Annotated in this window: 11 protein-coding genes; 2 read left to right on the top strand and 9 right to left on the bottom strand. The window is 70.4% G+C overall.

From position 1 onward, the window contains the following. Positions 1–95: 95 nt before the first annotated feature. From WMF29_RS18575 to WMF29_RS18540, 8 genes are all read right to left on the bottom strand, one after another. The gene (locus WMF29_RS18575) at positions 96–1,760 is read right to left on the bottom strand and encodes a pectate lyase (RefSeq protein ID WP_437330119.1); all 1,665 of its coding nucleotides are present in this window, start codon (positions 1,758–1,760) and stop codon (positions 96–98) included. Positions 1,761–1,859: 99 nt separating this feature from the next. After that, a complete protein-coding gene (locus WMF29_RS18570) occupies positions 1,860–2,219 on the bottom strand; it encodes a cupin domain-containing protein (RefSeq protein WP_437330118.1) in 360 nt (119 codons plus the stop codon). Between the two features lie 30 nt (positions 2,220–2,249). Then, positions 2,250–2,915: a bifunctional 4-hydroxy-2-oxoglutarate aldolase/2-dehydro-3-deoxy-phosphogluconate aldolase gene (locus tag WMF29_RS18565; RefSeq protein WP_437331139.1), complete on the bottom strand. Its 666-nt coding sequence runs from the start codon at positions 2,913–2,915 to the stop codon at positions 2,250–2,252. A gap of 32 nt (positions 2,916–2,947) precedes the next feature. Continuing rightward, positions 2,948–4,036, bottom strand: a complete 1,089-nt coding sequence (locus tag WMF29_RS18560; protein ID WP_437330117.1) for a PfkB family carbohydrate kinase — start codon at positions 4,034–4,036, stop codon at positions 2,948–2,950. Positions 4,037–4,047: 11 nt separating this feature from the next. Continuing rightward, on the bottom strand, positions 4,048–4,809 hold the full coding sequence (gene kduD / locus WMF29_RS18555) for a 2-dehydro-3-deoxy-D-gluconate 5-dehydrogenase KduD (protein WP_437330116.1): 762 nt from the start codon (positions 4,807–4,809) through the stop codon (positions 4,048–4,050). Between the two features lie 4 nt (positions 4,810–4,813). Further along, entirely contained in the window at positions 4,814–6,151 is a 1,338-nt protein-coding gene (locus WMF29_RS18550) for an MFS transporter (protein WP_437331138.1), read from the bottom strand. Between the two features lie 59 nt (positions 6,152–6,210). After that, a complete protein-coding gene (locus WMF29_RS18545) occupies positions 6,211–7,029 on the bottom strand; it encodes a 5-deoxy-glucuronate isomerase (RefSeq protein ID WP_437330115.1) in 819 nt (272 codons plus the stop codon). 76 nt (positions 7,030–7,105) lie between these two features. Next, a complete protein-coding gene (locus tag WMF29_RS18540) occupies positions 7,106–8,548 on the bottom strand; it encodes a carbohydrate porin (protein WP_437330114.1) in 1,443 nt (480 codons plus the stop codon). Between the two features lie 901 nt (positions 8,549–9,449). Here WMF29_RS18540 and pheS point away from each other — a divergent pair. Further along, positions 9,450–10,499, top strand: coding sequence for a phenylalanine--tRNA ligase subunit alpha (gene pheS, locus WMF29_RS18535; protein ID WP_437330113.1), 1,050 nt, complete (start codon positions 9,450–9,452; stop codon positions 10,497–10,499). A gap of 33 nt (positions 10,500–10,532) precedes the next feature. After that, a complete protein-coding gene (gene pheT / locus WMF29_RS18530) occupies positions 10,533–12,974 on the top strand; it encodes a phenylalanine--tRNA ligase subunit beta (RefSeq protein ID WP_437330112.1) in 2,442 nt (813 codons plus the stop codon). A gap of 40 nt (positions 12,975–13,014) precedes the next feature. Here pheT and WMF29_RS18525 read toward each other — a convergent pair whose 3' ends face one another. Next, positions 13,015–13,404 (bottom strand): hypothetical protein, encoded by a 390-nt coding sequence (locus WMF29_RS18525; protein ID WP_437330111.1) that lies wholly within the window; start codon positions 13,402–13,404, stop codon positions 13,015–13,017. Between the last annotated feature and the right edge of the window lie 85 nt (positions 13,405–13,489).

Raw genomic sequence — 13,489 nt, 5'->3', positions numbered from 1 at the left:
ACGTCGCCGGCATCAAGCCACCTGGATTGCGCGTGGTCCCAGGCATCGGGTCGACAAAGCACACGGGGTGCCAGCGCGACGGGGCGCGGGGGCGCTCACTTCACGGGCGCAACGTAGGAGATGAGCACGCCCATGTTCTTGATGAACGACTCCACAGAGATGCCCGTCGGCGACTCCTCGGCCGGGTACGTCGCCGGCGCCTTGGCCGGGTCGTAGGGCGAGGTATCGTTGCGATCGCCCACGTGCGTCGTGGCGTAGGTGTCCTCCACGAACGGCTCGGCGTCGCCAGGGCCTTTGTAAGGATTCGTGATCATCGTGATCTTGGTCGGCCAGTAGCCCTCCGCGTTGAGCTCGCCGACGAGCCGCTGCGCGTCCTCCGCCGTCACCGGCGCGGTCGTCATCGCGGCGCCGGCGTACAGGTCCTCGAGCTTCACCTCGCGCAGCGAGAAGTACCGCGGCAGCGCCGCCGGCCCCGTGATCTTGAGGGGCGAGCCCGCCGTCAGCGCCTCGGGCGACATCGCCGCGAGCTCCTCGTAGCGGGCGCGCATGGCGTCCACGTCGAGCTTGCGGGCCTGCCCGTAGTGGCCGATGGGCTTGGCAGGGTCCTTGTCGAAGTAATACTCGCCGTTGACGACGTTCGAGCCGCGCCGGTGGACGTAGAGCGGAATGTCGGTCCCGATCTCGATGTACGTGGGATGCGTCCGGTCGGGGAAGATCTCCAGCAGCTCCGAGGGCAGCTTGACCTTGTCCAGCCAGTCCAGCGCCTCGGGCACGCGGGCGATGTACTTCTCGTCCCCGGTCATGTTGTAGAAATTGAGGAGCTGCTGGATGTTGTTGGCCGTCGTGTGTGTGGTCAGCGCCTCCGGCTCGTAGGTGCGCGCCCCGGCCGGCTTGCCGTCCTGCGTGAATTGAAGGCCCCACGCGGGCTGCGGCGCGGGCTGCTGCAACACGACGAAATTGTCCATGGCGCGCTCGATGTTCCCGAGCAGCTGCGACTCGCCCAGCGCGAGGTGGCACATGATCAGGAACTTGATGTTCTCTCCGGCCACGTCGTCGTTGAAGGTGATGTGGCTCGTGTAGTCGGGCTCGCCGCCCTTGCCCATCAGCGGGAAGCGCTGCGGCCAGCCGCCCCCCTCGTACTGGCTCTCGGTGACGAAGCCGATCGCCTTGTAGAGGGGCCCGCGGAACCGCTCGTCCTTCTTCTCGAGGTACATGCGCAGGAGCAGCTGCGAGGCCACGGCGGTGCCCGCGTCGTCGAACGTCGCGTTGCCGTAGTAATGCTGGAACTCCTCGAGCCGCCAGCCGTTCTTGCCGATGGTGTCGTACCAGTCCTTGAGCGACTCCTCGCCCGCGAAGTCATAGATGTAGTTCCAGCCGCCGGCCTCGTGCTGGGCCTCGATCAGGGCGAGCGCGACCTGCTCGGCGGCCTTGTAGTAGAGCTCGTCGCCGGTGGCGTGGTAGGCGTCCAGGTAGAGGTGCCCCATCGACGGCGTGCCGGGCGGCTGCACCCACAGCATGGTGCGCTTCGCCTCCATCTCGCCCCAGCTCCTCGAGAGATCCGGGAGGTAGCTCCACACGTAACCGCCGTTGTACGCGACCTCCTCGCTCATGAAGGTGGCCGCGCGCTTCATCGCCTCGACGTACGGGACCATCTCGGGCGGCACTTCCTGGCCGGGACCAGGCCCCGGCTCGCTGTCCCCCCCACAGGCGGCCAGCGCGAAGGGCAAGAGGATCGACATCGCGAACGTTCTGCGTTTCATAGGCTCCTCAATCGCACAGGGCCGCTGCGTCGGTCGCAGGGCCCGTCGAAAAGACATGATGATCTTGGTGAACTGGAGTGGCTGACCGGATCCCCGCGCTCAGGGCATGTACTCTTCGCGCGCGGGGGTAAACACGTCGAGCACGACGGACGGCTCGAACGCCCAGGCCTGGTGCTCGACGCCCCCGCGGACCACGAAGCTGTCCCCGGCCCGCGCCTCGAACTCCTCGTCTCCGCACGAGAACTTGAGGTGTCCGGAGATGACATAGACGAGCTGATCGTGGGGGTGGCTGTGGCGCGCTCCGGCCCAGCCGACCTCCATGTGGTGCTCGACGAGCATCATGTTGGGGTTGTGGGCCAGCACCCGGCGCCTGAGCCCCGGCTCGGGCGTGAAGAACTCCACCGCATCGCCCGACACGCGAGCCAGGCTCGGGACATCGCTTCTCTTCAGATGACTCATGCTTCCTCCAGCGCCTCGCGGCAGCCCCGCTCAGGCGCGCTTCTCGATCCCGGCCCGCGCGGACCGGACCACGGACAGGAACTCCCGCGCGCGCTCCGTGAGGACCTCGTCGCGGCCGGCCTCGAGCGCGGCGGCGTCGACGAGCTCGCCGCCGACGCCGAGCGCCACGGCGCCGGCCTCGATGAACTCGCGCGCGGTCGCGAGGTTGACCCCGCCGGTCGGCAGCAGCTTCACGTGCGGGAGCGGTCCGCGCAGCGCGCGCAGGTACTTCGCGCCGCCCATCGCCGAGCACGGGAACACCTTCACCGCGTCGGCGCCGGCGCTCCACGCGGCGATCACCTCGGTCGGGGTGAGCGCCCCGGGGAAGACCGCCTTCCCGAGCTCGCGGGCCGCATGGATGACCTCGAGGTTGAGCCCCGGGCTCACGATGAACTGCGCGCCGGCCTCGATGCACCCGCGGGCTGCGTCCGCGGTGAGCACCGTGCCCGCGCCGACCAGGACGCGGCTCCCCATTTGCGAGGTGATCTCGTGCATGACGGCGAGGGCGTCCGGGACCGTCATCGTGATCTCGAGGACCTCGATCCCTCCGGCGCACAGCGCGCGACCGGCCCGCACGGCGAGCGCGCCGCTCGACGCGCGCACCACGGGGACGACGCCGATCTCCTCGATGCGGCGGACGACGTGCTCTCGGTCCATCGCATGGTTCATCGCGTGATTCATCGCGTGATTCATCGCTCGATCCTCGCGCTGGCCCCGCTCATCGCCCGCCGCACCTCGGCGAGCGACGCCATCGACGTGTCGCCCGGCGTCGACATCGCGAGCGCCCCGTGCGCGACGCCGCACCGGAGCGCCCACTCCGGGCTCTGCTCCGAGAGGAGCCCGTAGATGATCCCCGAGGCGAACGAGTCGCCGCCTCCGACGCGGTCGAGGATCTCGATGTCTCGCTGGGCGACCTCGTAGAACTCGCCCTTGCAGTACAGGATGCCGCCCCAGCCGTTGACGCTCGCGCTCCTGGCCGTCCTGAGGCTCGTGGCCACGACCGAGATGTTGGGGTACGCCGCGACGACATCCGAGATCATCCGGCGGAACCCGGCCGTGTCGAGATCGCGATAGCCCTCATCGACGCCGGGCACCTCGAAGCCGAGCGCCGCGACGAAGTCCTCTTCGTTGCCGAACAGGCAGTCGACGTAGGGCATGAGGGCCCGATTGACCTCGCGCGCCCGCTTCTGACCGCCGAAGTTCTTCCAGAGCGAGGGCCGGTAGTTGAGATCGTAGGAGATCCGCACGTCGTGCTCGCGCGCGACCTCCATGGCCTCGCGCGCGACGCCGGCGGTGGTCTCCGAGAGCGCGCAGAAGATGCCGCCCGTGTGGAACCAGCGGGCGCCGCGCTCGCCGAAGAGGGCCTTCCACGGGAGGTCGCCGGCCTTCAGCCTGGAGGCCGCGCTGTGGCCGCGATCCGAGCACCCCACGGCGGCGCGCGGCCCGAACCCGCGCTCCGTGAAGTTGAGGCCGTTGCGCGCCTCGCGGCCAACGCCGTCGTAATCGACCCAGCGCACGGGGTAGGTGTCGACCCCGCCCTGCAGCATCAGATCCTCGATCAGCCGCCCGATCGGGTTGTCCGCGAGCGCCGTGACGATGGCCGTCCGCAGCCCGAAGCAGCGCCTCAGCCCCCGCGCCACGTTGTACTCTCCCCCGCCCTCGCCGAGCTCGAACGTCCGCGCGGTGTGGATCCGCCGCTCTCCCGGGTCGAGGCGCAGCATCACCTCCCCGAGGCTCACCTGGTCCCACGCACAGCTCTTTGCACTTCGGATCTTCATCTTCACGCTCCTCAACGGCTCATCCACCCGCCGTCCACGACCAGCACGTGGCCGTGGACGTACCTGCTCGCCTCCGAGCACAGGAACAGCGCCGCTCCCGCGATGTCGCTCGGCTCCCCCCAGCGCCCCGCCGGGATACGATCGAGGATCTGCCGGCTGCGCGCCTCGTCGGACCTGAGCGCCGCCGTGTTGTCCGTCGTGATGTAGCCCGGGGCGATCGCGTTCACGTTGACGCCCCTCCCGGCCCACTCGTTCGCGAGCGCCTTGGTCAGCTGCGCGATCCCGCCCTTGGACGCCGCGTAGGCCGGCACCAGGATCCCGCCCTGGAACGAGAGCAGCGACGCGATGTTGACGATCCTGCCCGACCCTTGCTCCAGCATCTGCTTCCCGGCGAGCTGCGAGAGACGGAACGCGGACGTCAGGTTGACCTCGATCAGGAGGTCCCAGTCCTCCTCGGAGTACTCGACAGCCGGGGACCTCCGGATGAGACCTGCGTTGTTCACGAGGATGTCAATGCGCCCGAGCTCGGCCTTCGTCCTCCGGACGAGCTCCGCGTGCGCGGCGCGATCCGCGAGATCCGCGGCCATGCCGGTGGCGCGCCGCCCGAGATTTCGCACCGCCGCCATGGTGGCCTCGCCCGGCTCGTCCTTGCCGTGACAGGCGATGTCCGCGCCCGCCGCCGCGAGCGCCGTCGCGATCGCGGCGCCGATCCCCGTGGCCGAGCCCGTCACGAGCGCGACCTTGCCGTCCAAACGAAACGGATCGTTCGTCATTGTCTTATCCCTGCTTCAACCGCGCGGCCTCGAGCCGCGGCACGAGCGCGTGAATGATGGCGAGCGCGAGCACGTAGGCGGACGCCGCCATGATGAACAGCGTCGAGTAGCTCCCGGTGAGCTGGAGGACGCGGCCCGCGATCTGCGCGATGAGCATCCCGCCGATGGCCCCGGCCATGCCCCCGAACCCGACGGCCGACCCCACCGCTTGCGACGGGAACATGTCCGTTGTGAGCGTGAACAGGTTCGCCGAGAAGCCCTGGTGCGCGGCCGTGGCGAGGCCCAGGAGCAGCACGGCGACCCACAGCGAGTCGGTTCGCGTCGCGAGGAAGACGGGCGCCACGCCGAGCGCGCAGGCGAGCATCGCTGTCTTGCGCGCCGCGTTCGCCGTCCAGCCGCGGCGCATCAGCATCGAGGAGAACCAGCCGCCGGCGATGCTGCCCACGTCGGAGAGCAGGTAGATCGTGACGAGCGGCGGGCCGATCTGGAGGAGGTTCAATCCATGCTTGCGGTTCAGGAAGTCGGGGACCCAGAACAGGTAAAGCCACCAGAACGGATCGGTCATGAACTTGCCGATCGCGAACGCCCACGTCTGGCGGTGCGGGATCAGGCTGAGCCAGCCGACCTTGCCGGGCGCCGGCGACGGCTCGCTCGTGATGTAGGCGCGCTCCTCCGGCGTGACGCGCGGGTTCTCCGCGAGGGGGCGATACAGGATCATCCAGGCGACGATCCACAGCGCGCCGATCGCGCCGGTCAGCGCGAACGCCGCGCGCCACCCCCAGGCCACCGCGATCCACGGGACGGCGAGGGGGCACACGATCGCGCCGATGTTCGTGCCGGAGTTGAACAGGCCGGTCGCGAGCGCGCGCTCCTTCTTCGGGAACCACTCCGCGATCGTCTTGAGGGCGCCCGGGAACATGCCCGCCTCGCCGATGCCGAGGGCGAACCGCGCCGCGGAGAGCCCCCCGGCGCTGCCGACGAGCGCGTGCGCCGCCGCCGCGAGGCTCCAGAACCCGACGGCGAACGAGAACCCGCGCCGCGTCCCGATGCGATCCATGAGGCGGCCCATCGTCAGCATCCCGATGGCGTAAGCGGCCTGGAACGACGTGACGATGTTGCCGTAATCGATATCGTTGTAGCCGAGGTCCTTCTGCAGCGTCGTCTTGAGGACGCCGAGGACCTGTCGATCGACGTAGTTGATCGTCGCGGCCGTGAACAAGAGGGCGCAGATCACCCACCGATAACGCCCGATGCCGGCCGAGCGCGGCGCGGCGCCGGCGCCCGCGTCGCGCGGCACCTCCGCGGGCGCGTCGGCGATGGCCGTCGTGGACTCCGTGTTCATCACCATGAAGCTATCCTCCTGAGTTCGAGCCGCCTGACGCTGGCCCGCTCCCCTGCTCGCTACTTGAGGCTCGCCTCGAGCCCGGAGCCGCGCTGGGCGAACTCCGGCTGGACGTTGACCACCCCGAACACCCGATCTTCGCGCTCGCGGTGCGCGGCCATGAGCCAGACGAAGTTGATGGAGTGCCCCGGCGCGGCGACGTTCGGGTGATACCCCGCCGGCATCAGCACGGCGTCGCCGTCCCGCACCACCGTGACGACCTCGGGCGCCTCGGGAGCCGTGTACACGAGCTGCACGCCGAACGCCGGCGGCGGCATATCGAAATAGACGTACATCTCCTCGAGCAGGTCCGTGTGCTCGTGCGGGGGCCAGCTGGTCCAGTGCCCCGGCGCGGAGCGCGTGAAGCCCGCGACGATGCGGCCGGCCTGCACGTTCTTGCCGAGCAGGATGCTGAGCTCGCGCGTCGTGGCGTCGCCGCCCGCCTTGAACTTGAGCGACGGGTTCTGCTCGACGTCCTTGTAGCGGACGACCTGGAGGGGATAGTCACCCTCCACCTCGGCGCCGCACTCGACGAGATCGACCGCCGAGCTCGTGCGCACCTCGACGGCCGAGCCGCGAGGCACGTAGAGGGCGTCGTACCGCCCGAGCGCGATCACCTCCACGCCGTTCACCTTCACGGCGCACTCGCCGGCCATGCAGAGGAGCCCTACCTCGCGTCCGGAGGTCTCGAAGCGCGCCTCCGGCGTGGTCCCGTCGAGCAGGATCCGACCGTAATGGAGGCGCTTCATGGGGCTGTTTGCCGGGGTCACGGAGAGCTTTCGCCCCCTGTGCGACGCCGTCGCGCGGACCACGACCTGCCCAGCGTTCACTGGCTTCATGGACAAAACCCTTTCCTCGATTCGTTAACTGGATTTACGAATGGACGCGGTGAATCCCCGGAGCCCCGCGGCTGCGTCAGAACGCCGGGCTGGCCTTGATGTTCCACTCGACGTTCAGGCCGATGAAATGCTCCCAGGTGCGCTGGCTGAAGACGTCGTCCTGCGGATAGAGCGCCTTCGCGCCGTCGTCGCGCCGGGTCACGAGCCAGATGAACCGGAATTGAGGGCGCTTGAAATCACCCTTGCCCGCCGCGTTCAGGAACGGCACGAGCCCGAGGCGCACGAGGCTGGCGCTGTGGTGGCTCGCCGCCGGGTGCGCGCCCGCCGCTGCGGGGTCGGCCGGCGGCGGGACCCTCCCCCGCCGCTGCGCCTGATACGAGGCCTCGACGGCGACGCCTCCCCAGTCGCGCAGGTAGAGGTGCGGCCGCACGAGCAAGATGCCCTCGTCGAGGTCGGCGAAGTCGAACGGCTCGCTGGCGTTGCGGAAGGAGCGCACGTATCCCGCGGCCATCAGGCCGAGCGGCCCCGTCTCGTAGTTGCCGCTCAAGGTGAAGAGGAGCTCGTGCGCGCCGGTCGCGGTGCCGTCCGGCGCGGGCTGGGTGGGCGCGCCGAACTCGCCGTAGGCCGCGAGGTCGCCCGCGTAGCGCAGGAACAGGTGCAGGTGCCCGTTGTTCACGCCGGTGAACGGGCTGATCTGCGCGCCGACGACGTACCCGGAGTCGCGCGGCAGGCGCTCGACGACGCCGGCCTCCGCCGTCTCGCGCGTGCCCGACGGCAGCTGGTGCAGCTCGCCATACAGGACGCCCTTGACGCCGCCCTTCTCCCCGACCGGGACGGTGTGGCTCGCCTTGACGCTCGAGATGAGCCGCTGGCGATCGAGGAGGTTGACGTTCGCCGCGCCAGGCTGGTTGAGCGCCGGCGGGCGCTCCACCGTCTGGAGGTAATAGGGCGAGAGCGGCCGGTTGACGCCTGCGTGCGCCGCGAAGTACGTGCGCTTCGAGGGCAGGTCGTACCGGACGCCTCCGCCCAGCGTGTTCAGCCAGTCGAGCGGCCAGAAATCGAGGAGCTCGGCGTTGTCACCGCGGTAGAGGCGCGAGCCGACCCACACGGACAGGCCCTTGACGCCGAGGTCTCGCTCCTCGACGAAGGCGTTGCGCACCGACATGTTGATGTTCCACGGCCGCGCGTTGTTGTAGTGGAGGACGGGGGCGTCCACGACCAGGCGGACGGCGACGCGCGTTGTGGCGCCTGTGGACTCCCAGTGATCCTGCCGCTCCAGGTCCATCTGGATGTACGTGGACTCGTCGAGGCGCGAGCCTCTCAAGACGATATCGGCGTCCCGCCCCGGCCCCATCTCGGCGTCCGTGGCCGCGACGACGCGGCCGACGCCGCCGAAGAAGAAGCCGCTCTCCGGCACCGGCGCAGGACTGGGAGTCGGAGGGGGCGGCGGCTGCCCGTTCACGGCCGCTGGAGGCGCCTCGGGCGCCGGAGCCGGAGTCGTCGTCGGCTGCCCGTTCACGACCGCTGGAGACACCCAGAGCGCCGCGCCGAGAAGGGCGGAGACTGCGCCGCGTCGCGGAGCGCGGCGGGCATCGTGCTCAGGGTCGCAAGAGAGATGGATGATGGGATTCAAGGTGCGCCGATCTCGTGGTGTTTTGGAGCGGCAGCAGCGCAAGCAGCGGGTTGTCGTCAGGGCGAAAGGGCCCCGACGAGCACGCCTGGCGTGGCTCGCTCATCGATTGGAATGCTCGCAGCGCTCGCGCTCAGGCGCGCTCGCCCGCGTCCGTCAACGTTCACAACCTTCGTCAACGTTCGTCAACGTTCGTCAACGTTCAAAGCAAGCGATGGGCCAGAGACGACCGGCGCGGTCGCAGCGCCACGATCCAGGCGTCCTCGCCGCGGCCAGAGTGCGAATCCGGATTCAAATGGGCAACCGCCGTGGAGAGCCCGTAAACCTCGGGTTGACACGGTTGACGCGACCGACAGCGGCGGTCGACGCGCGGCGCTCGCGCGAGCAGGGGGCCCCTCACCCTGCCGGAATGATGGAACCGCCAAGTCGCCATAAGACGCCAAGATTTCGTGGTTTTCTTGGCGTCCTTGGCGCGCTTGGCGGTTCAAAAGCCCCCGCGTTCGGCCAAAGTACCCCGCCACCCGGGCGCGGACGTCGTCTCCGGGCGGATCGCGCCGTCGCGAGCGGAGGCTGTCAACCCGACGTTGACCGCGTGGACATCGGCTGTTGCGGGCACCGCGCGCAGGGCGGGGCCGCGCAGCGGGAGCGGCGAGGCGCGTCCGCCACGGTCGTGGTCGTCGAGCCTCCGGATCACGCGTGCGGGCCGCGCGCTGGCTGGCGCGAGCAGCTGGGGGCGGCGCGGGAGGTCAACGTCTTGCGTTGCCATGGCCTTCGCGGTAAGGGGGCGGCAATGAGTGGTCCCGAACTCGGCCGCCTCATCGACGAGGTCGATCGCACGGTGGACGTCCAGTTCGCCGCAGCCGGCGATCTCGATGAGCTGAACCGCCTGTATGCCAGCCTGCTCGGGCGCCGTGGGTCGCTCAATGCGCTGATGAAGCAGCTGCCCGGCGCGGCGCCCGAGGAGCGCAAGACGCTCGGCCAGCGCCTCAACGCCGTCAAGGGCCGCGTGGAGCGCGCCCGCGAGGAGGCGACGGCGAGGATCAAGCGCGCCGCGCGCGATCGCGAGCTCTCCGCGCCGCCCCTCGATATCACCCTGCCCGGCCGCTGGCGCGCGCCCGGGCGGCCGCACCCGATCATGCGGACCCTCGACGAGATCGTCGATATCTTCGTCCGGCTCGGGTTCGACGTGGCCGAAGGGCCGCAGATCGAGCTCGCGCGCTACAACTTCGATCTCCTCGGGTTCCCGGCGGATCACCCGGCCATGGACATGCACGACACGTTCTACATGGCCGGCGATCCTGGCCAGAACGTGCTCCTCCGGACGCACACGAGCCCGGTCCAGGTGCGCGAGATGCTCTCCCACCCTCCGCCGGTGATGATCGTCGCGCCCGGGGTCGTGTATCGCCGCGACGACGACGCGAGCCACAGCCCCATGTTCGTGCAGATCGAGGGGCTCGTGGTCGATCGCGACGTGTCCCTCGCCGATCTGAAGGGCCTGCTCGAGGTCTACAGCCGCCGGATGTTCGGCGAGGCCACGAGGACGCGCTTCCGGCCGAGCTACTTCCCCTTCACCGAGCCCAGCGCCGAGCTCGACGTGTCCTGCCTCGTCTGTTTCGGCGAGAACCGCGCCTGTCCGCAGTGCAAGGGGACCGGCTGGCTGGAGGTCCTCGGGTGCGGCATGGTCCACCCGACGGTGCTCCGGAACGTCGGGATCGACCCGGAGGAGTACACGGGGCTGGCGTTCGGCATCGGCGTGGATCGCACGGCCAACATGAAGTTCGCCGTCGACGATATCCGCGCCTTCTACGAGAACGACATCCGCTTCCTCGGAAGCCTCTAGGCCACTGCCCCTCGCCCGCAGCCCCGATTCCCCATGTTGATATCCTACAAGTGGCTTCAAGAGATCCTCGGCGCCGATCCCGGCGTCGACGCGGTGACCTCGGCGCTCGGCCGCGGCGGGCTCGAGGTCGACCGCGTGACGCACGTCGGCGCCGCGCTGCGCTCGGTGGTCCTCGCGAGCGTCGTCGCGACGCGGCCGCACCCGGCCGGCAAGAAGGGCCTCACGGTGGTCCGCGTGGACGCGGGCGGAGGCGGAGAGGGCGTGGAGGTCGCGTGCGGCGCGCCGGTCATCCCGCAGGCTCCGGCGCTCGTCTGTTATGCGCCCGTCGGGGCGCAGGTGCTCGACCGCAACGGCGCGCTCGTGACGTTGACCGAGAAGGCCGTCGCCGGCTTCTCCTCGCCCGGCATGCTCTGCGCCGAGGACGAGCTCGGGCTCGGGTCGAGCCACGAGGGGCTCCTGACCGTGGAGGGCGGGCGTCCGGGGCAATCGCTGCTCGACTGGGAGCCTCGCCTCGAGGACTGGATCATCGAGCTCAGCGTCACCCCGAACCGGCCCGACGCGCTGGGGCACCTGGGCGTGGCGCGGGACGTGGCCGCGGTGCTCGGCCTACCGTTCCGGCCGCCGGCCGTCGCTGCGCCGCGGGCGAACGGCGCCGCGGCGAGCGCCGCCGTGGAGGTGCGCGACGGGGACCGCTGCCCCCGGTATGACGGTCAGGTGATCGAGGGGGTCGGCGTGGGCCCCTCGCCGCTCTGGGCGCGGGTGCGGCTCGGCCGCCTCGGCGTGCGGCCGATCAGCAACATCGTCGACGCGACCAACCTGGTGATGCTCGAGCGGGGGCAGCCGCTCCACGCGTTCGATCTGGACACGCTGCGCCTGCCGATCGAGATCCGGCGGGCTCAGCCGCGCGAGACGTTCGTCGCGCTCGACGGGCAGAAGCTGTCCCTCGACGAGGACGACCTTGTCATCGCCGACGCGGACCGCGTGGTGGCCCTGGCGGGCGTCATCGGCGGCGCGGACAGCGGCGTCACCGCGACGACGCGGCGGGTGTTCCTGGAGTCGGCGTACTTCGAGCCGCGCGGGATCCGCAGGTCGGCGCGCCGGTACGGCTTCCACACGGAGGCGTCGCACCGCTTCGAGCGCGAGGTGGATCTCTCGGGGGTCCCCCTGTCGCGTGACCGCGGGAGCGCGCTCATCTGCGAGCTCGCGGGCGGCGAGGCGGCGGGCGAGCCGATCGACGCGTACGTGGCGCCGCGCGCGCCGCGCCGCCTGACGCTGCGGCTCCCGCGGTACCAGCGGATCATCGGGGCCGAGGCCCCGGCGCGGGCGCGCGAGATCCTGGAGACGCTGGGGCTCTCGGTGCTGGAGCAGAAGGCGGATCGGCTCCTCGTCGAGGTGCCGGAGCACCGGCCCGACATCGCGGAGGAGATCGATCTCATCGAGGAGGTCGCGCGCATCGCTGGTTACGACCAGATCCCGAGCCGGCTGCCGCGCGTGGGGGCCGCGCCGGCGGGCGCCCGCGGCGATTACCGGCTGCGGCGCAGGGTGCGGCAGATCTGCACGGGGATCGGGCTGCACGAGGCGGTGACGTACTCGTTCCTGTCGCCCCAGGAGCTGAAGGCGGCGCGCTACGACGACGGGTCGCTCCTGCGGCTGCTCAACCCGCTCTCCGAGGAGAAGTCGGTGATGCGGCCGTCGCTGGTCCCTGGGCTGCTCACGGTGGTGCAGCGCTCGCAGCGGTACAACGTGCCGCGGGTGCGGCTCTTCGAGGTGAGCCAGGTGTTCCTGCCGTGGCAGGGCGAGGCGGGCGGCGCGAGCCAGCTGGCGCGGGTCGAGCGGCCGCCGGTGAACGAGCCGACGCGGCTCACGATCTTCCTGGCGGGTCCGCGCGACAGCTACCTGACGCGGCCCGAGGACGTCGATTTCTACGACGGCAAGGGCGCGGTCGAGGCGGTGGTCGCGGAGCTCGCGGGCAGCGTGACGCCGGCGTTCGACCTCTCGGGCGAGGCGCCGCCGTGGGCGCACCCGAAGAAGGGCGCCCGCGTCCTGCTCGAAGGCCGCGAGATCGGGTACGTGGCGGAGCTGCACCCGGACGTCCGCGAGGCGCTGGAGATCACGAGCGGGGCCGTCGTGGCGGAGCTGGATCTCGCGGCGGTGGTGGCCGCGTACCGCGCGCCGGTGGCCGCGAAGCCGAGCCGGTTCCCGGCGATGCGGCACGACGTGGCGCTGCTCTTGCCGCTCGACGTGCCGGCGGGAGAGGTGCTCGAGGTGCTGCGGACGACCGCGGGGGAGCGCTGCGAGAAGGTCGAGATGTTCGATCGGTACCGCGGCGAAGAGCTGCCGGCGGGGACCCACTCGCTGGGGTTCGCGCTGTGGTTCCGGTCGGCCGAGCGGACGCTGACGGACGACGAGGTCGACAAGTGGACGAAGGCCGCGGTGGACGCGGCGAAGGCGCGGTTCGGGGCGCAGCAGCGCTGAGGGGCGGCGGCGGGCGGGGGGCGCTGACGAGTAAGGGCTCTCAGCGGCTCGGCTGAGTCAGGCCAAGAGCGAAGCTCAGCGTCGGCACCTTGAGACGGCCGCCCACGTCCAGGTCCGGCCAGAGCTCGAAATCGCAGATCGTCACGCTCTCGGGCTCGTCGCTCGGCGTGGACGTGCATGCCATAGCGGCGTCGTCGCGCTCGTACAGCCGGCAGAAGGGTCCGGTCGGGAGCGGCTGCGCGAAGCCGAGGCGCTCCATCACCGGGTCGAGGTGCTTGTACACGTCGGCGCCCTCGTCGAAGAAGCTGCCCCGGCAGCGCTGCGGGAGCGTGTCGACCCGGAACTGGAGGAACTCTCCCCAGACCAGCATCTCGCGGAACGTCTCGGAGTGGACGTGGATCTGGCCCCCACGCGCGTGGCGCCTCACCACCCGCGCGTCGTCGCGCGCCCAGGGACGATGCGGAGGAGCAGGGCCTCGGTGGCAGATTCTAGTGACTGCATTCTCCCTTCTCGTT

Origin of the sequence: Sorangium sp. So ce381, from assembly GCF_051473845.1 — a bacterium.
Lineage (GTDB): Bacteria > Myxococcota_A > Polyangia > Polyangiales > Polyangiaceae > Sorangium > Sorangium atrum.
The sequence above is the reverse complement of the archived record's forward strand: the minus strand, read 5'-3'. Positions and strand labels throughout refer to the sequence as shown.